Below are 22,832 nucleotides of genomic sequence, written 5' to 3'. Positions count from 1 at the left end.
TTATTCCCCTCCTTTTTCTCTCTTTTTATACCAGTCCCGGAATCTTTCTTTACTTGGAGCTGGAAAATCACGCACATCTGTCCATGGCTTCATTGGTCCAGGTCCTTTTTGGATGTTATTTTCCTTTGTAAATGGCGCCATAACGGAAGAAGCAGATTTTGTTCCTGTTTTATAAAGACTTGGTGAGCTCGCTGCAAGTTGAAAACCTTTCATTGCTAGCTTTTCTCCAAATGGTGATTTCTTTTCATCTTCAACAATTTTTCTACGATGTTTAATTAAGAGTTCATGAAGAGGTATTTTTACAGGGCAGGCATCTGTACAGGCTGCACATAATGATGATGCATAAGGTAGCTCCTTATAATCTTCATATCCGCCTAGCAATGGAGATAATACCGCACCAATCGGTCCTGCATAAATTGAGCCATACGAATGTCCACCAACATGTCGATAAACAGGGCATACATTCACACAAGCTGCACAACGAATACAATGTAAGGCACTTTGGAACTCAGTTCCTAAAATATTTGACCGTCCGTTATCCACGATAACGAGATGGAATTCTTCAGGTCCATCAACGTCTCCTTCATCTTTTGGTCCAGTTAACCCAGTAATATAACTAGTTAATTTTTGTCCAACAGAGCTTCTGCAAAGTAGACTTACCATGATATCTAGCTCTTCCCAAGATGGAACGATTCGCTCCATTCCCATAACTGTAATTTGCGTTTTTGGTAAAGCGGTTACAAGACCCGCATTTCCTTCATTCGTTACAAGACTAATAGAGCCAGAATCCGCAACAGCAAAGTTACACCCTGTAATACCAAGATCTGCACTTAAGAATTCTTGTCTTAATTGTTCTCTAGCAAAAAGAGCAAGTTCTTCTGGAATTTCTGATTTATCATAGCCTCGTTTTTCTTTAAACGTATCACGAATTTGTTCTTTGTTTTTGTGAAGAGCAGGTACAACAATATGTGATGGTGGATCATGATCATCAAGCTGAAGAATGTATTCTCCTAAATCCGTTTCAATTACTTCACAGCCAGCTTTTTCTAAGGCGCTGTTTAAATGAATTTCCTCTGTTACCATTGACTTTGACTTAACCACTTTTTTTGCTTGCTTTTCTTTTGCTACCTTTGTAATGTACTCATTTGCTTCTTCCTTTGTTGAAGCAAAAAACACATGACCTCCACGTTTCACAACATTTTCACTAAGTTGTTCTAAATAGTAATCCAGATTTTCTAGTGTATGTGTTCTAATTTCTTCCCCAAGCTTTCTCCATTCTTCCCAATTCCCAAGCTCTTCTGTTGCAGTTAGTCGTTTTCCTTGCATTCTTTCTTGTGCGGATGCAACAGCACTGCGCATAAATGTATTGTTAACACCTTTATCAACACGATCAAAGAATTTATCATCACTAATTTTCATGGCCATCTTACTTCACCTCACTATTCAATACTTCTGCTATATGCATCACCTTAATAGGCTTACCTTTACGATTAATTCTGCCTCCAATATTCATTAAGCAGCCACAATCAGCACCAATGAGTACTTCTGCACCTGTTTCTTCAACATGGCGAACCTTTTCATCTACCATTTGCTCTGAAATAGGGACCATTTTCACTGAGAATGTCCCACCAAATCCGCAGCAATCATGACTATTAGGAAGAGGTTTTACTTCCAAACCTTCTACCTGTTCTAAAAGCTTTCCTGGAGCATCTTTTACTCCGAGTAAGCGTGTCATATGGCAGGATTTATGATAAGTTGCACAAGCTGGTAAACTAGCATTCACGTTTTCTACTTTTAACACATCAACAATAAATTGTGTCAATTCGTAAGATTTATCCGCTAATTTATCTGCTTTTTCTATCCAAACCGGTTCATCTTTAAACAAATGACTATATTCACGAAGCATCGCTACACAAGACCCTGAAGGACCTACAACATAATCTGATTTTTCAAACGTCCGAATCATATGCTTTGCCACTTCTTTAGTTTCCTTATGATATCCGCTATTATAGGCAGGCTGTCCACAGCAAGTTTGTTGCTCTGGAAAATCCACTTCACAACCGAGTTTTTCTAAAAGCTCTACAGTATGCTTACCAACATTGGAATAAAACACATCGGCAAGACATGTAATAAAAAGAGAGACCTTCATTCAAATAACCCCCACTCTTATTTAACCAATCCTTTTGATTCCTTTGATATAGATTATACTACTTTTCATTTTGTTTTAATACCGTTTATTTTTGTTTTGTGTGATTTTTAAAGTTTTAATGTTGTTTTAATTTTGTTATCGACATTTTTTTGTTTCAATACTATTTGGTTAGCATCAAAAATCACAAATAAAAAGAGTAGAAATATTCACATACCTCTACTCTTAAAATTCATCATTTAGTTTTCATTCATTTGTGGTCGCTCACCCATCATTGGAATTTCCACACCTAGCTCTTCCAGCTGAGCTTGAGCTTCTTCTTGAGTCATTTCACCTGATCTTTGTTGTTCCATAATTGCTTCTACTTTTTCTCTTGTTTCTTCATCCATTTCTGTAAACATGTCACCTCGACTACCCATTTGCGGCCTTTCTCCTGTTCCACCGGCACCTCCACCAAAGCCACCTGGACCTCCCGAGCTTTGTGCAGTTGTCACTCCCGATTCATTTAACCAAGTGACAGTATCAGCAATCGAGAAATCAACTATTTTTGTTCCTGCTTCATATTCCCCATTTGTGTATAGTCCATCTACTTCTTCTCCAGTAGCTGTTCCTCCTGAATAAAGAGAATATGAGCTTTTCTTCGTTAATTGTGCTGAACTAATGAATACTGCTTGATAGTCTTTTTCAGGAGCAAAGTTTAAGATACTGTTCCCTTCACTATCTTCCAGGTGAATGATCGTTCCAGCTACTTGCGCTTCTGGATATGTCATTAAAATTCCATTTTGTGTAGACTCTTCTGCAATAGCTTGCAGCATACCAGAACTTCCAGCTGCTACTAAAAATCCACCGCTCATCGTAAAACTTCCACCATAATCAAGCGATCCATTCCCATTTCCTGTAGGACCATTTACAAGAACCGTTCCATCTGTCATTTCAATATATCCATTTGAATCGAGGCCATCACCATCAGCATTCACAACAATATGACCACCATTAATTTGTAACAGGTTATTTTCAGAGACTGAGTGCATATCATTACCAGAACCATCATTACCTCCACCAACATTAATGCCGTCATCACTTGTTGTGAGGTTTATGTCTCCACCATTGATTGTGATTAGCTGGCTTTCCATGCCTTCATAACTTTTCGTAACATCAATATTTCCACCTGATGTGACAAGCGAAGTGTCTGCATGAATTCCATCATCTCCAGAGGCTATCGTTAAGTCCCCGCCAGCTAGGGTTATCGTATTGTTACTGTGTACAGCATCATCTTTTGAATCAATTGTAAATGTTCCTCCACCAACCACTATATCTGTAACAGCTTTTAATCCCTTATAACTTTCGGATTCAGTAGTAGTAGTTGTAGTTGTAGTTGTCGAGGTTGTTGCTTCACCTTGTCCACGCATTTTACCCATCATATCATTAACAACTGTTATTGTTTCAGGACTTCCGCCCCCAGACGTAATGTTAAAAGTACCATCTGATATTAATAATGAAGCAACAGCTTGTACTCCATCATTTTCTGATGCAATATCGTAAGTGCCCCCTTCAATGACAATAGAACCTTTAGATTCATCTTCATCATTAGTAGACCTTATTCCATCTCCTCCTGCATCAATTGTTACTGTTCCTTCTTTTACTGCAACAAGATCTCGTCCAATTATGCCATCATCAACAGCATCAATCTGTAAATTTCCACCCGTAATCTTAAGTTTATCGTTACTTGAAACACCATTATTATAATTTCCATGAACAATAAGTTTACCTGTTCCATTTATCGTAAAATCGTCTTTACTATAAATGGCTGAATTAGGCTCGTCTTCAGATGAATTTTCATAAACATATTCAGATGCATCATTTATGACATTTTCTGTTCCTTCAACTAGAGAAATCGTTGTTTTTTCAGCGTTAAGAACATATATGGCTGAGCTTGTTGAGGAACTGATCGTAACACCTTTTAACACAAGTCTTACCGTATTCTTATCTTCCGCATCCACAACGATTTGACCGTTTTCCAAATTTCCGCTTAACACGTAAGTACCACCCGTTTTAATTGTTAAGGTATTATCTGAATAGAGAACCGATGCATTAGTATCAAAGCTTACATCAGAACCTTTTAATTCAATGTACGTTGGATTTTCTTCTTCATAGTTCGTATAGAAGTCATCGTCTTTATAAGAAACAGATTCACTAATTAAGGTGTTAAGTTCACCTATGTCTGCACTTGCTGTTTCTGCTGTTGCACTATTACTTGTGCCTGTTGTTGAATTATTTGCACATGCAAATAATAGTGTTGATGACATTAGAATTGAGACTACTTTTAAAAGCTTCATATTTATATCTCCTTTTTTCTTTTGTTAAGATTTCAGAAGGGCTAAAACAGGGCCTGTTTTCCCGGTGATTTACATTATCTTTCATGAACCTTAACAAAACCTTAAAAAGCTTAATAATATTTACAAGTTCTCAATTTCTTTATATTTGAAATAGATTGGGTATGGTCAAAAGTTATTTGACCTCATTCGAGTATGATTTTTTTACGTATGAATGACATTTCCTTTGTGTTCCCTATTTAGTTTGTCTTTCATCAACTGGATCCACTAAGTTTTGCCTACAGATCCACCTGCCAGATGTAGGAGAGCATAAATGTAGGAAAGCATAAAAAAACAATTTGCATTTTCCTTCATTACCTCTATAATCAAATCTATTCAAAGATGTCATTAGAAGAAAAATAATAGAAGGTGAACACGAATATGAAGTTATTAATTATAGAAGACGATCACAACTTATCCCAAACAATAAAAGAAACAACGCAGGAAATGTTTGAAACAGAAGAAGCTTTTGATGGTGAAGAGGGATTGTTTCTTGCAGAACAGAATATTTTTGACTGCATTATTTTAGATATTATGATGCCAAATATGAACGGGTACGAAGTTTTGCAAGAATTAAGGAAAAAGCAAATTACCACACCTGTTATTATGCTTACAGCTAAAGATGGTATTGATGATAAAATTAAGGGCTTTAAGGTTGGAGCAGATGATTATCTTGTAAAACCATTTCATCGGGAAGAGCTGCTATTAAGATTAGAAGCTATTGTTAGAAGATCTGGCGCAGATTTAAAAGAGAATGTCATTTCCTTCAAAGAATTAAAAATGAACTTAAAAAATAAAACAGCTTATATAGGTGAAGAACTTGTAAAATTAAACGGCAAACAGTTTGATTTACTTGAATACTTCATCAATAATAAGAACACGATTTTAACAAAAGAACAAATATTCGATCGAATATGGGGCTTTGAATCCGATACTTCAACAACAGTTGTTGAGGTGTATGCAAGCAACTTAAGAAAAACACTAAAAAAATTCAACTATGATTCGTATATTAAAACGTTTCGCGGATTAGGCTACATGTTAACCGATAGTGGTGTTGATCATGGGTAAACAAAAGGTTTTTAGAAAAGAACAGCTAAAGTTCATGATCTTTAGCTTCATTTCTTTCACGGTCATTTTCACTATTTTTGGTGTTATTATTTTTAGCCAGGTGAAGAGCACTCTCTTTACCCAAACAGACGAGGAACTGTTGTCCTTTAAAGCGAAAGTTAGCGATGTTCTTCCAGAAGAAGACCATCGTCCTCCTCGCTTTGACGATAACGATGGTCCGCAAAATCCTAATGAAAGAAAAGGTCCTAATAATCCAAACCCAAGAATTATGATGCTACATTGGAATAATGAAGGTGAGATCATAAATCAAAATGAAATTGGAACAACCATTTATGAAAGTTATTTTCAAGATTATGAGCTAGATAAAGAAAATGTAAATGCTATTACAAATATGACCATTAATGATCTTTATAACTTCCGATACATTGTTTTTGAAGATCATACTGAGGGTGACGAGGTTGAATATGTACAGCTCTTAATTAATACAGATCCTGAACAAACCATTCTAGCTAATTTTGGGAAATTAATTATTATTTGTTCTTCTATTTTCATCATTCTATCAATCTCAGCTAGCTATATTCTTTCCAAAAGAATGATGAAGCCAATAATAAAGTCCTGGAACAAGCAAACAGAGTTTGTTGAGAATGCGTCACATGAATTACGAACACCTCTTACTATTATCCAAAACAAACTAGAGCTATTACTTACTGCACCTCAAGAAAAAATTATGAATAAGTTCGAAAACATTGCCCTAAGTCTATCTGAAACTAGAAGGTTATCAAAGCTAACATCTGATCTTCTAACATTAGCAAGAGCTGATTCAGCAGAATCACAGCTAAATAAACAACCTGTAAATGTAGACAATTTTATTAAAAAGGTCTGCAATCCTTATATAGACATTGCTGAGTCTCAAGAAAAACATGTTTGGTTAAAATTAAATAGTAAAATTGAGATAGAAGCAGATGAGCAGCGTCTTCATCAGTTATTAGTCATATTGCTTGATAATGCATTAAAATACACAGCTGAGCAGGATAGCATTGGAGTAAAAACCTATAATGAAGATCACAAAGTAGTAATCGAGATTACTGACACAGGAATCGGAATTAGCAAACAAAACATGAAATATATCTTTGATCGCTTTTACCGTGAAGACCGAGCACGCTCGAGGGAAACTGGCGGCTCCGGACTAGGTCTTTCCATTGCTCAATGGATTGTCACACAGCATAACGGTACAATTAGTGTTAGTGAAAACCAACATAAAGGAACAACATTTATCGTGAAATTACCTAAAAAATAAATGAAATTTTTAAAAGCTATCATTTTTTTGATAGCTTTTTTTATATTTCTAAAATCTAGTGATAGCTTTTAGAATTGCTCTTGAACCTGTCTCTATCCATATATTATTAAACAATCTTTAATAAGACTTTAAACTTTTAAGGTTTGTTTAAGGTTCGTCCTTAATAATGGGTTTCAAGGAAGTTGAGAAAAGGAGACACAAATCATGAAAGCTATGAATTTAAATGGCACAAAAGGCAGAAGAGAATTAAAGCACGAAATGACCCAAATGGAATGCTACCTGCTTCGGAATAAACTAAAACATTATATGGAAGTAGATCCTCACGCTAATCGTGATGGAAAGTATTTAATACGAAGTGTTTATTTCGATAACTTCGAAAATAAAGTATTAAATCAGAAAAAGGAAGGGTACTACGAACGTGATAAATTTCGCGTTAGATTATACGACTTTCATACAAGCTACTTGAATTTAGAAAAAAAAAGCAAACGTAACAACCTTACTTTCAAACAAAAATGCCGAATAACGGCTGAGGAATATGAACAAATACGGTTTGGAGACATTGGTTGGATGGAACATGATTCAAGACCACTCATACAAGAGTTATACCATCAAATGAATCTATTTCAGTTAAAACCAGTAACCGTTGTTGATTATGAAAGGGAGGTGTTCATTTATAAACATGGAAATGTTCGCATTACCTTTGATAGCTCTATTCGAACGAGCTTTCGAAACAATGACGTTCTTAACCCAGATTTAGCGATGATCGATACAAATCCTGATATTGTTGTTCTCGAAGTCAAATTTGATGAATATTTGCCAAGCATGATCAAACATTTGCTTCAAGTAAGTAACTTAAGAGCCGGCGCTTACTCGAAATATCAAATTAGTAGAATGTACGGCTGAAATAGATAAAAAAATGAAAAAGAAGAATTAGACCTTGGAGGAAATATAAAATGGAAAACTTAAACTTTAATGATATCTTCAAATCTAGCATTTTAGAAAAAACAAGCAGTTTCTCTGTAGTAGATTCACTAATTGGATTACTTGTTGCATTTGCTGTAGGACTCTTTATTTATTGGGTGTATAAAAAAACATTCTCAGGTGTTATTTACTCACACACATTTAATATTTCGTTAATTGTTATGTCAATGGCAACAGCTTTAATTATCATGGGTATTTCATCTAACGTTCTGTTATCTCTTGGTATGGTTGGTGCATTATCGATTGTACGTTTTAGAACACCTATTAAAGATCCTATGGATATTGTGTATATTTTCTGGGCAATTGTTTCTGGTATCTTATGTGGAGCAGGCTTTATTCCATTAGTTATTATTGGTTCGATCTTAATTGGAGCTGTATTACTTATCTTTGTTAATAAAATCAAAATTGAAAATCCTTATCTTTTAATCGTGAAATATAATGATATTTCGATTGAAAATTCAATTGAACATGTTGTGGCAGAAAGCTCACAAAAGCATACAGTTAAATCTAAATCTGTTATGCCTGGTGATGACTTTGAAATTACGTACGAAATTCGTGTGAAAGATTCTGAGTTAGGATTTATTAATAATATTTCTGAGATGGAATCTGTTAAATCAGCAGTCATGCTAAGTTATGATGGCAATTTCACTGCTTAAGTGTAAATACGAGCTTAGACTCCAAGAGTCTTTGCTCGTATTCTTTTAAGGTAGGTAGGTTTGTTTTCTTTGAAAATTCATCTGGTCAAGTTTTCCCCTTAATTATTCATTTCAAGGTATTTCTCCTTATAGATTTAGAAGTTAACTGAAGAAGCTAAAAGGGCTAAATCACCAAGATACTTACACTACACAAAATATCCTATAAGACATCTAATGGTATTACACCGAAAGGAGGAATTAAGATCATGTTAGCAAAACCGTATGAATGGGCTAAACTAAACTCGAAATTATGTCAGTCAACAAACAATGATTCTTACCAAGAGGTGTTAGATGGAAATAATTTCTTCATTGAAGACCATGAAACAGGTTCTCAAGGAAGTAATCAAGTAAATGAAACGGAACAAATCTCTTCTGAAGCAATTATTATTAGAGACTCTTGTGAGATTGAAGTATCTTCAACTGATACTCAAGTTGCTGCTTCTTTACAGGTTGCTATTCAAGCTGCTATCACTCTAGTAATTAACCTAACAATTGCTGATAGCGAGCAAGCAGAAAAGATCACTCAACAACTGCTGCAGGAAACTGACATTAAGCAATTAAACAAACAAAACCTGGTTATTGAAAACTCTAGAAATGTAAATATTACAACTACTGATACAGATTTTGCAGTCTCACTTCAATCTCTATTACAAGTCCTTGTTGCTTTAGTTGCTGACATTGACATCCTTTAAATATTCAATATAAAAATATGAACCTTCTAAATTACCCCCGAATGGTAGAAACTACAAGTTGACTATTCGGGGGTTTTTAAACAAATACAATTCAGATTTAATTTAATTTCTATAATAAGATCGTATTGGAAACAAACTTTACCCGATACAAAACCAGAAGAGAAAAGGACCCATCTCTGAGCTCTTTGTATTTACTCAGGGGGAAACCCCCAACTATCATCGGCGCAAGAGCTTATCTTCCGTGTTCGGACTATCGGCTTGCGATAAGCGGCGAATCTCCGCGTCAGCTTGTTCGTTCAGATCCTCATGTGCCAAGACCGCACACTCCGGTCTTCACTGCCTGCGCTTCCTTGACCTTCTTGCTTCTCCCAAGCCTCTGGCTAGTAGTTATAAATGCTAAATTATTAATGTACAAAGATGATCATATAAGAATGTACAGTTTTGCAATGTGCATGCATAATTACTTTGAGGTGGAGAGAATGCATGTACAGCTAGATTTACAGACAGAGATAGAAATTAAAAGCCTAGAAGATTTACCAAAGTTAAAATTTCTTATGGAGAGCTTAAATATGAAAATAAACAAAAGTAAAGTCGGGCGTGAAATGGGTGTAGATAGGAGGACGGTGGATCGATATTTAAAGGGCATGGGATCAAGTAAAACTCGTAATAGAAAGTCTAAAATAGATGAGTTATATGAAGTAATCTCAGAATTACTCTCAAAGGAATCAATACAAACATTTTACTACAAGAGGGTTCTTTGGGAGTACTTAAAGGACAACCACGGTTTAGATTGTTCCCAGTCTTCTTTCAGGAGATACATATCGAACAAACCTGAGTTCCAAGCATACTTTACCGATGGTCAGAGGACTTATGCCAATCAATCAGTTGTTCGGTTTGAAACCCCTCCCGGGGAACAAGCTCAATTTGACTGGAAGGAGAACATAAAATACATAACGTCTGATGGAGAAATTTTAAAGGTCAATGTAGGAGTCTTTCTGTTAGGAAATTCGAGATACAAGTCTTATGGTTTGACCCTGTCCAAGTCACAAAGTGTATTAATGTCTTTTTTGATGGAGAGCTTTGAAGCAATTGGAGGGGTTCCAAAGACCATATTAACGGACAATATGAAAACAGTAATGGACGAACATAGAACAGAATATTCAGGAGGAGTGGTTAATGAACGTTTTGAACAATTTGCCAATGATAATGGATTTGAAATTAAACCCTGTATTGCAGGAAGGCCAAGGACAAAAGGGAAAGTAGAGAGTATTATGAAGCTTTTAGATGAGATTCATGCGTATCAGGGGAAGTTCACTTTTGAAGGTCTTCACCAATTTGTACAAAATCTTTGTGAACGCCATAATCAAAGTTTTAATCAAGGTAATAGGAAAATTCCAATACTTGCCTTAAAACAAGAAAAGAGTCACTTACTCCCCTTACCAAGGAAAGAAATAAGAGACTCTTACAAGATCAAACACAGGCTCGTAAAAGTAAACCCTGCAAGCATGATTACATACAAATCAAACCAGTATTCAGTACCAGCTGAATACAAAGGGAAAACCGTAGGTTTACAAGTCTATGACGACCACATACATGTTTATTATAACATGGATTTGATCGCTCAACATCGAGTCAGTAAAAAGGTATTAAATTACAAAGAGGAACATTATCTAGACGTGTTGTCACGAGGAATGCCAGATTACCCTGACATTGACGAGCTAGCTAAAAAGAATCTACTGACGATGGACGAGGTGTATAAAATTGAATAGTAGTTATCAACAATTAGTGAGTAATTTGGAATATTTAAACTTAAAACAGATGATTAATCATCTTCACGATACCATTGATTTTAGTACCAAGAATGAATTATCCTTTGTCGATACATTGATGAAGTTAACGAATTATGAAATCGATGTACGTGAGAAGACAATGATTAATTCGATGGTTAAGGTGGGGGGCTTTTCCCCACCGCAAAGAGGTAAATGAGTTTGATTTTGATTTTCAACCAGCAATAAATAAACAACAGATTCTTGATTTTATTTCTCTGCGTTTTATCGAAGATAAACAAAATATTATCTTCATGGGAACGAGTGGTGTTGGTAAAACCCACTTAGCTACTTCCATAGGGATCGCTGCAGCCAAAAAACGAACGAGTACCTATTTTATTAAATGTAATGAACTTATTTTAAACTTGAAAAAGGCAAAGCTAGAGAATCGCTTAGAGTCTCGATTAAAACACTATGGAAAATATAAGTTACTAATTATTGATGAAATTGGTTACCTTCCAATTGACAGAGAAGATGCCAAATTATTCTTTCAGCTAATTGATTTGAGATATGAAAAGAAAAGTACAATTTTAACTACAAATATTAGCTTTAAAGAGTGGGATGCGGTGTTCCAGGATACTAAATTAGCAAATGCAATATTAGATCGTGTTTTACACCACGCAACGGTCGTCAACATTGTTGGTCCTTCTTACAGAATTAAAGATCACTTAGCAAAAGAAGATGATGATTAATTTTGTACATTCTTAAATGATCAAAATTGTACATCGTTAGCTTGACATTTACAGTAGTTTTACTTTGTCTCTAATTTTCACATATAAACCTTCGGTTTAACCTTCTTTAAAAAGACAAAAAAAGACCAGCATCTCTACTGATCTTTTCTTCATCTTACTTGGCGACGTCCTACTCTCACAGGGGGAAACCCCCAACTACCATCGGCGCAAGAGCTTATCTTCCGTGTTCGGACTATCGGCTTGCGATAAGCGGCGAATCTCCGCGTCAGCTTGTTCGTTCAGATCCTCATGTGCCAAGACCGCACACTCCGGTCTTCACTGCCTGCGCTTCCTTGACCTTCTTGCTTCTCCCAAGCCTCAGGCTAGTAGTTTTACTTTGTCTCTAATTTTCACATATAAACCTTCGGTTTAACCTTCTTTAAAAAGACAAAAAAAGACCAGCATCTCTACTGATCTTTTCTCCATCTTACTTGGCGACGTCCTACTCTCACAGGGGGAAACCCCCAACTACCATCGGCGCTGAAGAGCTTAACTTCCGTGTTCGGCATGGGAACGGGTGTGACCTCTTCGCAATCATCACCAAATAATGTGGTTTACGGCTTCCGATGAACTTCACATTTCTGCGTCATCTCATTCGTCAACATCCTCACGTACTGAAGTACGCTCCGGTGTCTCCTCAATCGATTCCTTGAACTGTTCGTTCCTCGAAACCCTTTCACTTTGTATAAAGTTTTCAGGAATAGTATATTCCTTCAAAACTAGATAACGAATCACAATTCAATTCACTAAGCTTACGCTTTAATTAGGTTAAGTCCTCGATCGATTAGTATCAGTCAGCTCCACACGTCACCGCGCTTCCACCTCTGACCTATCAACCTGATCATCTTTCAGGGATCTTACTAGCTTACGCTATGGGAAATCTCATCTTGAGGGGGGCTTCATGCTTAGATGCTTTCAGCACTTATCCCTTCCGCACATAGCTACCCAGCTATGCCTTTGGCAAGACAACTGGTACACCAGCGGTGCGTCCATCCCGGTCCTCTCGTACTAAGGACAGCTCCTCTCAAATTTCCTACGCCCACGACGGATAGGGACCGAACTGTCTCACGACGTTCTGAACCCAGCTCGCGTACCGCTTTAATGGGCGAACAGCCCAACCCTTGGGACCGACTACAGCCCCAGGATGCGATGAGCCGACATCGAGGTGCCAAACCTCCCCGTCGATGTGGACTCTTGGGGGAGATAAGCCTGTTATCCCCGGGGTAGCTTTTATCCGTTGAGCGATGGCCCTTCCATGCGGAACCACCGGATCACTAAGCCCGACTTTCGTCCCTGCTCGACTTGTAGGTCTCGCAGTCAAGCTCCCTTGTGCCTTTACACTCTACGAATGATTTCCAACCATTCTGAGGGAACCTTTGGGCGCCTCCGTTACATTTTAGGAGGCGACCGCCCCAGTCAAACTGCCCACCTGACACTGTCTCCCAGCCCGATCAGGGCTGTGGGTTAGAATTTCAATACAGCCAGGGTAGTATCCCACCGACGCCTCCACCGAAGCTAGCGCTCCGGCTTCTTTAGGCTCCTACCTATCCTGTACAAGCTGTACCAAAATTCAATATCAGGCTACAGTAAAGCTCCACGGGGTCTTTCCGTCCTGTCGCGGGTAACCTGCATCTTCACAGGTACTATAATTTCACCGAGTCTCTCGTTGAGACAGTGCCCAGATCGTTACGCCTTTCGTGCGGGTCGGAACTTACCCGACAAGGAATTTCGCTACCTTAGGACCGTTATAGTTACGGCCGCCGTTTACTGGGGCTTCGGTTCAAAGCTTCGCTCAGCAGCTAACCTCTCCCCTTAACCTTCCAGCACCGGGCAGGCGTCAGCCCCTATACTTCGCCTTGCGGCTTCGCAGAGACCTGTGTTTTTGCTAAACAGTCGCCTGGGCCTATTCACTGCGGCTTTTCCGGGCTATTCACCCTAAAAAGCACCCCTTCTCCCGAAGTTACGGGGTCATTTTGCCGAGTTCCTTAACGAGAGTTCTCTCGCTCACCTTAGGATTCTCTCCTCGCCTACCTGTGTCGGTTTGCGGTACGGGCACCTCTCACCTCGCTAGAGGCTTTTCTTGGCAGTGTGGAATCAGGAACTTCGGTACTATAGTTCCCTCGCCATCACAGCTCAGCCTTCGCGACAACGGGATTTGCCTCGTTGTCAGCCTAACTGCTTGGACGCGCATATCCAACAGCGCGCTTACCCTATCCTTCTGCGTCCCCCCATTGCTCAAATGGTGAGGAGGTGGTACAGGAATTTCAACCTGTTGGCCATCGCCTACGCCTTTCGGCCTCGGCTTAGGTCCCGACTAACCCTGAGCGGACGAGCCTTCCTCAGGAAACCTTAGGCATTCGGTGGAGGGGATTCTCACCCCTCTTTCGCTACTCATACCGGCATTCTCACTTCTAAGCGCTCCACCAGTCCTTACGGTCTGGCTTCACAGCCCTTAGAACGCTCTCCTACCACTGTTCTAAAAGAACAGTCCACAGCTTCGGTGATACGTTTAGCCCCGGTACATTTTCGGCGCAGAGTCACTCGACCAGTGAGCTATTACGCACTCTTTAAATGGTGGCTGCTTCTAAGCCAACATCCTGGTTGTCTAAGCAACTCCACATCCTTTTCCACTTAACGTATACTTTGGGACCTTAGCTGGTGGTCTGGGCTGTTTCCCTCTTGACTACGGATCTTATCACTCGCAGTCTGACTCCTGAACATAAGTCTTTGGCATTCGGAGTTTGACTGAATTCGGTAACCCGATGGGGGCCCCTAGTCCAATCAGTGCTCTACCTCCAAGACTCTCATTTCAAGGCTAGCCCTAAAGCTATTTCGGAGAGAACCAGCTATCTCCAAGTTCGATTGGAATTTCTCCGCTACCCACACCTCATCCCCGCACTTTTCAACGTGCGTGGGTTCGGGCCTCCATTCAGTGTTACCTGAACTTCACCCTGGACATGGGTAGATCACCTGGTTTCGGGTCTACGACCACGTACTCTTTCGCCCTATTCAGACTCGCTTTCGCTGCGGCTCCGTCTTATCAACTTAACCTTGCACGGGATCGTAACTCGCCGGTTCATTCTACAAAAGGCACGCCATTACCCATTAACGGGCTTTGACTACTTGTAGGCACACGGTTTCAGGATCTCTTTCACTCCCCTTCCGGGGTGCTTTTCACCTTTCCCTCACGGTACTGGTTCACTATCGGTCACTAGGGAGTATTTAGCCTTGGGAGATGGTCCTCCCTGCTTCCGACGGGATTTCACGTGTCCCGCCGTACTCAGGATCCACTCTGGAGGGAACGAAGTTTCAACTACAGGGTTGTTACCTTCTTTGACGGGCCTTTCCAGACCTCTTCATTTACTCCGTTCCTTTGTAACTCCGTATAGAGTGTCCTACAACCCCAAGAGGCAAGCCTCTTGGTTTGGGCTTCTTCCGTTTCGCTCGCCGCTACTCAGGAAATCGCGTTTGCTTTCTCTTCCTCCGGGTACTTAGATGTTTCAGTTCCCCGGGTCTGCCTTTAATACCCTATGTATTCAGGTAAAAATACTACTCCATTACGAGCAGTGGGTTTCCCCATTCGGAAATCTCCGGATCAAAGCTTACTTACAGCTCCCCGAAGCATATCGGTGTTAGTACCGTCCTTCATCGGCTCCTAGTGCCAAGGCATCCACCGTGCGCCCTTAACAACTTAACCTTCGACAAACGATAAGCGTCGAATTTCTTCGTTGACTTCCCATCTTCCGGTGCTCATGTACTCTCGTACACTCCGCTCCTCATCAGGTCGTCGCCTCGAACTTCTCGCTTCTCCTTTGTCTCAAGACATAAGATCAAACTTAATATCTTGATTAACATTTATTAAGAGAATCACTAAACTAAGCGTTTAAACTCAGTGAATTACTTGAATTGTTTTCGTTATCTAGTTTTCAAGGAACATTATATCGAGAGATTATAGTTCTCTCAAAACTAAACAAAATCAGAAACGTCTTTTTATGAAGGAGCTAGTCCTTCATTTTTCCTTAGAAAGGAGGTGATCCAGCCGCACCTTCCGATACGGCTACCTTGTTACGACTTCACCCCAATCATCTGTCCCACCTTAGGCGGCTGGCTCCTTGCGGTTACCCCACCGACTTCGGGTGTTACAAACTCTCGTGGTGTGACGGGCGGTGTGTACAAGGCCCGGGAACGTATTCACCGCGGCATGCTGATCCGCGATTACTAGCGATTCCGGCTTCATGCAGGCGAGTTGCAGCCTGCAATCCGAACTGAGAATGGTTTTATGGGATTGGCTTGACCTCGCGGTCTTGCAGCCCTTTGTACCATCCATTGTAGCACGTGTGTAGCCCAGGTCATAAGGGGCATGATGATTTGACGTCATCCCCACCTTCCTCCGGTTTGTCACCGGCAGTCACCTTAGAGTGCCCAACTGAATGCTGGCAACTAAGATCAAGGGTTGCGCTCGTTGCGGGACTTAACCCAACATCTCACGACACGAGCTGACGACAACCATGCACCACCTGTCACTTCGTCCCCCGAAGGGGAACCTTCTATCTCTAGAAGTAGCGAAGGATGTCAAGACCTGGTAAGGTTCTTCGCGTTGCTTCGAATTAAACCACATGCTCCACCGCTTGTGCGGGCCCCCGTCAATTCCTTTGAGTTTCAGTCTTGCGACCGTACTCCCCAGGCGGAGTGCTTAATGCGTTTGCTGCAGCACTAAAGGGCGGAAACCCTCTAACACTTAGCACTCATCGTTTACGGCGTGGACTACCAGGGTATCTAATCCTGTTCGCTCCCCACGCTTTCGCTCCTCAGCGTCAGTTACAGACCAGAGAGTCGCCTTCGCCACTGGTGTTCCTCCACATCTCTACGCATTTCACCGCTACACGTGGAATTCCACTCTCCTCTTCTGCACTCAAGTTCCCCAGTTTCCAATGACCCTCCACGGTTGAGCCGTGGGCTTTCACATCAGACTTAAGAAACCGCCTGCGAGCGCTTTACGCCCAATAATTCCGGACAACGCTTGCCACCTACGTATTACCGCGGCTGCTGGCACGTAGTTAGCCGTGGCTTTCTGGTTAGGTACCGTCAAGGTACCAGCAGTTACTCTGGTACTTGTTCTTCCCTAACAACAGAACTTTACGACCCGAAGGCCTTCATCGTTCACGCGGCGTTGCTCCGTCAGACTTTCGTCCATTGCGGAAGATTCCCTACTGCTGCCTCCCGTAGGAGTCTGGGCCGTGTCTCAGTCCCAGTGTGGCCGATCACCCTCTCAGGTCGGCTACGCATCGTTGCCTTGGTGAGCCGTTACCTCACCAACTAGCTAATGCGCCGCGGGTCCATCTGTAAGTGATAGCCGAAACCATCTTTCAATTTCGAACCATGCGGTTCAAAATGTTATCCGGTATTAGCTCCGGTTTCCCGGAGTTATCCCAATCTTACAGGCAGGTTACCCACGTGTTACTCACCCGTCCGCCGCTAACTTCAGGGAGCAAGCTCCCATCAGTCCGCTCGACTTGCATGTATTAGGCACGCCGCCAGCGTTCGTCCTGAGCCAGGATCAAACTCTCCAATAAAGAGTTGATAAAGCTCATAATTAAATCTTTTAAAACGTTGACGTTTCTGTTTTGTTTAGTTTTCAAAGAACTATCAAGCTATAATTCCGAAGAAATCAGCAACAAAGATCATTATATCAAACAATTTCCTAATTGTCAACTTCTCTGAAATTTTTTAGAGATAAAAAAATCACTAACTTTTCCTAACAACAAAATATATCATATCACTTAACTTCACAGAAGTCAACAATATCTCTAAAATGTTTTTTAGGTCATTCTTTCCAACATATCTCATATTAAAATAACCTAACAGTATCCTTCTACGAAGGGACAAGGAACATCATATCATCGGGAGTAATTAAAGTCAACAAGTTGTATAAATAATAAATTAGTATTTATATCCAGTAAACCGATTAGTAATTGAAGGTAAATTATATCAAGAAAGATGAAGACTTCAGAAATGGATAGTAGAAAAGGAAGAAGTGTTTTTAGCTAACTTATATTATATAGTAGGTATACGAATTCCCTGGATGAAATTATATAGTATAAAGAGTTGTTTTGTTAAGAAGAAAGGAACCAACCTTTGAGGGACGGTTCCTAGTGCTGTTTCTTCATTATAAAAAGGAAAACTCAAACTCCACTCTACACAATTGACTCAGTTCCTTCACAGAAAAATCCAGCTGATAAAACGTTTCCTTTTCACCAAAATGATTAAGAAAATCTTTTTCATGTACTGTTAAGTCAAGGTGACTAGAGTCATATGATATTTTCAATCTTTGCTCACCAGATAATACAATTCCATCAGATTCATATGATAAGGATAAAACAGGAGTGATGAATCGTTCTACAATTGAGTCCGGTGTTGAAGAAAACGTATAAGTGTCAGTTAATACTAACTTAGGTTTATTCACTTTCTTCCATACAAACCTTCTTACCAAGCTGTTTAACTCGGAAACTTCATATGCCTTTGCCAAGTCCATTTCTAACATATGTTCTTCATCCTGCTGAAGCTGATCTATTATTCTCGCACAATATTCAGGGCCGTCTTTTTGCAATTGATTATTAATAATTGGTACCGAATGTCCCTGCGAACCGTTACATAAAAACTCATATCTCTTTTCGCTAAAATAGGCTTCACAATACATACCACTTCCTAAATCTTTAAGAAAGGTTTCTCCTTTAGATTGTAGAATAAAGTGACCGATATCATTATGATTATGAGGTTCGTCATTGTGACCACCTTTACAGGCAAAAACATAGCCATTATTCCTCGAAATAAGCCATTGAGAATCATTTAAATAATAAGTTGCATCCTGCCATTCTTGCCCTCGCTTACGTTCATCAAACCAAAGCAAATTGCGAATAGCTGGTGCCCATCTGCTGCAATGGTCTTCAACATATGAAGCTCGAAGCTCGTTTTTAGGCACTTCTATTTCTGGATATATGCCGCTTAAATAATGACTAAGTCCAAGAAAAACAGTTGCTTCCTCTGTTGAATCCGAAAAGTTCACTACTTTCTTATTATGTATAAAACATTTTTGTTGAAAAAGAGCAATTTTATGGACTTTTTCATGATCAAATAAATCGACGTTACCTGCTGTTTTTACCTTTAGTAAATCTGCAAAATAAACATAAAAACCAAATCCATATTGCCAATATCCGTACCCTTCTAAACATCCGCCATCATCATTAAATCCTTTTAAATAATAGTGAAGGGTATTCATGACACGCTCTAAAATATCTGCTAATAGCTGCTGATCAATTATCAGATGTAAAGCAGCTGCACCAATTGAACCAGCACAAACTGCAGCCCCAGTTATGTGTGGATGTTTCCCAGAAATAAGACTGATGTTGAAAAGGTGTAAAGATTCTGTTGTGTACTTCCTGCAGAATTCTTTTTTGATTAGTGGATCAAGCACATCCTCTGTTAACCGATAAATTTCACTAAGAGCAAAAGCTGTTTCAGCAGAAAACAAATCAATCGTATAGCCTTGCTGTTCAGTTAATTTTAAAAAATCAATTTCCTCTACCATTTCAGGACGATCTTTTAAATGTGCAGGTAAACACCAACTATATTCATTACAAATACTCCAAATCACTTCATGAAGCTCTTTTAAATATTTTGATTGATCAGGTTCAAGAAGGCACATAAAAGCAAACGTATTTAATCTTTTTCTTTTGTTGAAGTAGTGTTTTTCGTACTCTAGTCTTGAACCTGTATCTCTGAAACGAGTAAAGTTAAAAAATGACAATTCCCTAAGTGGCTCTTTCCCTAGCATTTCAGCTTCAACTTTTATCTCATCAACCAATGACTGAAATGACTGTTTGCTTTTTATAGATTTAAACCATTGATACTGCTCCTCTTTTGATGAAAACAGAAGCAATGTTTTAGTAGTATCTATAAAGCTACTTATTTGCTCAGCTGATACTGTCAAATTACTAAATTTCCCCACTAAATGTAGATCTCAAGAGCTTTTTCATTTAAAGCTTTTATTGATATTCGGTTGGAATCCACCTCTACAATAGGCGTCTCTTCCCACGTTTTGTAATAGCTCTCTTCTGTTTCACCAAAAACCGCACTAACTAAAATACTAGTTCCTGGCTTTATTCTCGTTTTAATGGTTGGTATGACAGTACGTGAATGAAGAATATTCGTGTTGGAGTTAGGATAAATTAATTCTGCATTTCCTCCTCCTATGAGTGTCTGAATTCCGCTAGCTCCCCAAGACATTGAAGCAATGCAGGCTTTATCCTCATGGTTTGTAACTAAATCTGAATTTACTTTTTTATCCTCAATTCCTAAAGCAAAACCACCATCTGCGGTATCTAGTAATCTATCCGTGTTAATTCGATGAACACGAATATGCCAGGGAGTACCTGGGACAAGCCACGTCTCCACCTCTACATCATTCCAAGGCTTCCATTTACTATAAATATAGTCATCATCCACTTTATAGGTTTCACAATGTCTTTTTACTCGGTAAATATTATCTCCTTCACTTAAGGCCAGCATAGAATCAAAAGCCCCCTGTGAAAGCCCCCATTCTGCACGTGGTACACTAAAGCCAAAAGAAGTTGAATAAACAAATTTTTCATATTTTGCTGAAGTATGTGTATGTTCATTTGTTGAAAGATGCCCAGAATTAAAGGCTAAAACATGATCATTTTTTTCATTTCTACAAATAATCATGTGTGATTCCTTTTGTATAACCTTCTTATCGATTTCAGGTAAAGCCTCTTCTTCTGCTTTCCAAAATGGATGTTCCTCATTAAGTGCTAAAGGCAAAAATGATTTTAACGCCCAATACGGAGAGCCTGGTGAGTTATAATTTTCACCCATTACTAAATTAGGGTACGAATAACCAATGGTTAGTACACCTGCATCATTAAATATAGGTTGCTGAAACCACCATCTTAGATTTCTCAGAAGAATTCCCTTCATCACACCTAATGAAAAAGGCTCAATACCTGCATATACAGCAGCACTCCAAAACGATGATTGAGCAAATCTGTATGTTAAACTTCTGCCATAAGGAAGCGATGAACCATCTGCAGAACCAAGTGATGAACTCTTTTGCAAATACTTCTGCACGTTCCTTATATTTCTGCGAACGAATTGGATCTTTGTCTTCCATAACCTTCGCATAGATTAGACTATAAAAATGGATAGCAAAAGGTCCATAATAATCAACATGACCATTCATACCATCTGAGTACCAGCCATTTGATAAGTAAAATGTATCAAGTCTATCTAAATTTTCCTCTACCTTTTTTGAATCATGCGGCAGACCAACATTCTGAAAACCTAAATTAACCATAACCACAAAGAAGAGCCAGTTGCAATCATGTGCTTTAAATTGATTTACTTGACTTAACCACCTGCTGAAATTTTCCTTTTCTATCTCACTAAGAGGATCCCATATTTTATTAGGAATCAAAATTAGTGCAAGACCAAAGGCAGCCATCTCTACTATTCTTTGATCATAATCTGTAATTTCGCCCCAATATTCCTCATGACGAGGGTTTGTTCCATTTTTTATGCCTTGCAGATGCATCTCCCATAACTCATCCTCCATTTCTTCGCCCGCAAGCAGGGGAGCTAATCCCCATAATACCCGTGAGAATCCTTCCAGACCTGCAGTGGAATCAGCATAAGCTGCACTCGTGTTACCTAGTGTTAATCTAGCAAACCCTTTACTGTAATATTGTTTTAATGGATCACATAAATCTTTCAATGAATCCGCAACATCTTGCTTAGTTTTAAGAGGATTGCCCATTAATGATCTTTTTTTGGTAAGCATATTATCCCTCATTCCCTATTGAAGTTATTTATCGACAGACCAAAATAACTGCTCATGTCCCTTTAACATAGCTAGTACCCTTCAACGAAATAATAATCACCATAAATTAGTGGAACATCTATATTTTTTCCTTCAGGATAATGACTTGTTCCTTCAAGGATTAATCCGTCTTCATTAACGTCTTCCCAAGCTCCATAATTCTCATAGAGAGATTTTAAGATTTTAGTGCCTGCTTCTTTATATATTCTTTGTTCACTAGGGTCTACTAAACTGCTTAGAAGAAGTAATCCACAAGCAGCAATTGCTCCTGCAGATGAATCACGGTGCTTTGTTATGTTGTCTGGTAATCTAAAATCCCAATATGGCACGTAATCATCTGGTAGATTGGCAATAAAAAAGTGTGATACATTTTTTGCAGCTAGAAGATATTTCTCTTCTTGTGTGTGTTTATAAAGTAACGTTAACCCATATACAGCCCACGAAGTTCCTCTGGACCATGCAGAATCTGGTGAAAACCCTTGACCTCCAATTGCTTCAACTCGCTCACCCGTAACCGGATCAAACCGAACAATATGGTGAACGGAACCATCACTTCGAATAAAGTGTTCCAACACAGTTTCTCCATGCTTTTTTGCAATATGCTGATAACGTGGATCTCCCGTTACCTCTGAGGCCCAAAATAATAGAGAAAGATTCATTAAACAATCGATAATCGCCCACCCCGAATTGTCTTCACCTTCATGCCACGGATTCCAGGCACGAATATAATTACCTTCAGAGTTAAACCTTCCCATTAATAAATTCGCCACCAAAAGAGCACGTCTTTTAGAGTCTTCTTCACCTAAAAGCTTATATCTTGCCACACTTGTTAACGTCCACATAAATCCCATATCATGATCAAGCTTATAATAGTCTGTGATAACACTATCCAGTTTCTCTTCACATTGTTCAGCTATTTCCTTAAAAGAGTTCTCCTTCGTTTCGCGATACAGTAGCCATAGAAGTCCAGGCCAAAATCCCGCTGTCCACCAAGAAGGTGCTTCTAATTGATAAGAACCATTTACACTTGCATGTGGAAAAGTAGCTCCTATTTTCTCACTCGTTTTCTTAACTTTTATATGGACCTTCTCCCATGCTTCATTTACCCACATTTGATTACTAACCATCTAAT

Annotated in this window: 11 protein-coding genes, 3 rRNA genes and 3 pseudogenes; 7 read left to right on the top strand and 10 right to left on the bottom strand. The window is 39.3% G+C overall.

Annotation, left to right across the window (positions count from 1 at the left end; translation table 11 throughout):
- From MVE64_RS20015 to MVE64_RS20005, 3 genes are all read right to left on the bottom strand, one after another.
- Positions 1-1,425: a LutB/LldF family L-lactate oxidation iron-sulfur protein gene (locus MVE64_RS20015; protein WP_098796587.1), complete on the bottom strand. Its 1,425-nt coding sequence runs from the start codon at positions 1,423-1,425 to the stop codon at positions 1-3.
- A gap of 1 nt (position 1,426) precedes the next feature.
- Positions 1,427-2,149 carry a (Fe-S)-binding protein gene (locus tag MVE64_RS20010; RefSeq protein WP_247340613.1) on the bottom strand — a complete coding sequence of 241 codons (723 nt, stop codon included), beginning with the start codon at positions 2,147-2,149 and terminating at the stop codon, positions 1,427-1,429.
- A 236-nt stretch (positions 2,150-2,385) separates the two neighbouring features.
- Positions 2,386-4,482 (bottom strand): carbohydrate-binding domain-containing protein, encoded by a 2,097-nt coding sequence (locus tag MVE64_RS20005; RefSeq protein ID WP_247340611.1) that lies wholly within the window; start codon positions 4,480-4,482, stop codon positions 2,386-2,388.
- A gap of 417 nt (positions 4,483-4,899) precedes the next feature.
- On the opposite strand from MVE64_RS20005, the gene MVE64_RS20000 reads away from it, so the two are divergent.
- The 7 genes and pseudogenes from MVE64_RS20000 to istB all read left to right on the top strand — a co-directional run bounded on the left by MVE64_RS20000 (position 4,900) and on the right by istB (position 11,769).
- Positions 4,900-5,586, top strand: coding sequence for a response regulator transcription factor (locus tag MVE64_RS20000; protein ID WP_247340602.1), 687 nt, complete (start codon positions 4,900-4,902; stop codon positions 5,584-5,586).
- Positions 5,579-6,883 carry a sensor histidine kinase gene (locus tag MVE64_RS19995; RefSeq protein WP_247340600.1) on the top strand — a complete coding sequence of 435 codons (1,305 nt, stop codon included), beginning with the start codon at positions 5,579-5,581 and terminating at the stop codon, positions 6,881-6,883. Before MVE64_RS20000 ends, MVE64_RS19995 begins: the two co-directional genes overlap by 8 nt.
- Before the next feature lie 204 nt (positions 6,884-7,087).
- Positions 7,088-7,786, top strand: coding sequence for a polyphosphate polymerase domain-containing protein (locus MVE64_RS19990; protein WP_247340598.1), 699 nt, complete (start codon positions 7,088-7,090; stop codon positions 7,784-7,786).
- 50 nt (positions 7,787-7,836) lie between these two features.
- On the top strand, positions 7,837-8,520 hold the full coding sequence (locus tag MVE64_RS19985; RefSeq protein ID WP_247340597.1) for a DUF4956 domain-containing protein: 684 nt from the start codon (positions 7,837-7,839) through the stop codon (positions 8,518-8,520).
- A 245-nt stretch (positions 8,521-8,765) separates the two neighbouring features.
- Positions 8,766-9,251, top strand: coding sequence for a spore coat protein (locus tag MVE64_RS19980; RefSeq protein ID WP_247340596.1), 486 nt, complete (start codon positions 8,766-8,768; stop codon positions 9,249-9,251).
- A 479-nt stretch (positions 9,252-9,730) separates the two neighbouring features.
- Positions 9,731-11,020, top strand: a complete 1,290-nt coding sequence (gene istA / locus MVE64_RS19975; protein WP_247347164.1) for an IS21 family transposase — start codon at positions 9,731-9,733, stop codon at positions 11,018-11,020.
- Positions 11,013-11,769, top strand: a pseudogene (gene istB / locus MVE64_RS19970) (IS21-like element helper ATPase IstB). Before istA ends, istB begins: the two are co-directional and overlap by 8 nt.
- A gap of 468 nt (positions 11,770-12,237) precedes the next feature.
- Here istB and rrf read toward each other — a convergent pair.
- The 7 genes and pseudogenes from rrf to MVE64_RS19940 all read right to left on the bottom strand — a co-directional run bounded on the left by rrf (position 12,238) and on the right by MVE64_RS19940 (position 22,827).
- Positions 12,238-12,353 (bottom strand): 5S ribosomal RNA (gene rrf / locus MVE64_RS19965).
- Between the two features lie 219 nt (positions 12,354-12,572).
- Positions 12,573-15,505: ribosomal RNA gene (locus MVE64_RS19960) — 23S ribosomal RNA — on the bottom strand.
- A gap of 326 nt (positions 15,506-15,831) precedes the next feature.
- Positions 15,832-17,381 (bottom strand): 16S ribosomal RNA (locus tag MVE64_RS19955).
- The 16S, 23S and 5S rRNA genes sit together here, the layout of an rRNA operon.
- A gap of 593 nt (positions 17,382-17,974) precedes the next feature.
- Positions 17,975-19,795 carry a heparinase II/III family protein gene (locus tag MVE64_RS19950; protein ID WP_247340594.1) on the bottom strand — a complete coding sequence of 607 codons (1,821 nt, stop codon included), beginning with the start codon at positions 19,793-19,795 and terminating at the stop codon, positions 17,975-17,977.
- A 17-nt stretch (positions 19,796-19,812) separates the two neighbouring features.
- Positions 19,813-20,550: a DUF2264 C-terminal domain-containing protein gene (locus MVE64_RS27870; RefSeq protein WP_345740842.1), complete on the bottom strand. Its 738-nt coding sequence runs from the start codon at positions 20,548-20,550 to the stop codon at positions 19,813-19,815.
- Positions 20,551-20,652: 102 nt separating this feature from the next.
- Positions 20,653-21,637: pseudogene (locus MVE64_RS27865) on the bottom strand (DUF2264 domain-containing protein); the annotation flags it as partial.
- Between the two features lie 48 nt (positions 21,638-21,685).
- A pseudogene (locus tag MVE64_RS19940) lies at positions 21,686-22,827 on the bottom strand (glycoside hydrolase family 88 protein).
- Positions 22,828-22,832 lie beyond the last annotated feature (5 nt).

The organism is Metabacillus endolithicus (assembly GCF_023078335.1).
Classification (GTDB): Bacteria; Bacillota; Bacilli; order Bacillales; family Bacillaceae; genus Metabacillus; species Metabacillus endolithicus.
This window is presented reverse-complemented; position numbering and strand designations above follow the sequence as displayed.

Bases quoted from the DNA above. Each gene is read 5' to 3' on its own strand.
- MVE64_RS20000 (WP_247340602.1), top strand. From the start codon at position 4,900: ATGAAGTTATTAATTATAGAAGACGATCACAACTTATCCCAAACAATA.
- MVE64_RS27870 (WP_345740842.1), bottom strand. From the start codon at position 20,550: ATGATTATTTGTAGAAATGAAAAAAATGATCATGTTTTAGCCTTTAAT.
- MVE64_RS19980 (WP_247340596.1), top strand. From the start codon at position 8,766: ATGTTAGCAAAACCGTATGAATGGGCTAAACTAAACTCGAAATTATGT.
- MVE64_RS19995 (WP_247340600.1), top strand. From the start codon at position 5,579: ATGGGTAAACAAAAGGTTTTTAGAAAAGAACAGCTAAAGTTCATGATC.
- MVE64_RS20010 (WP_247340613.1), bottom strand. From the start codon at position 2,149: ATGAAGGTCTCTCTTTTTATTACATGTCTTGCCGATGTGTTTTATTCC.
- MVE64_RS20005 (WP_247340611.1), bottom strand. From the start codon at position 4,482: ATGAAGCTTTTAAAAGTAGTCTCAATTCTAATGTCATCAACACTATTA.
- istA (WP_247347164.1), top strand. From the start codon at position 9,731: ATGCATGTACAGCTAGATTTACAGACAGAGATAGAAATTAAAAGCCTA.
- MVE64_RS20015 (WP_098796587.1), bottom strand. From the start codon at position 1,425: ATGGCCATGAAAATTAGTGATGATAAATTCTTTGATCGTGTTGATAAA.
- MVE64_RS19985 (WP_247340597.1), top strand. From the start codon at position 7,837: ATGGAAAACTTAAACTTTAATGATATCTTCAAATCTAGCATTTTAGAA.
- MVE64_RS19990 (WP_247340598.1), top strand. From the start codon at position 7,088: ATGAAAGCTATGAATTTAAATGGCACAAAAGGCAGAAGAGAATTAAAG.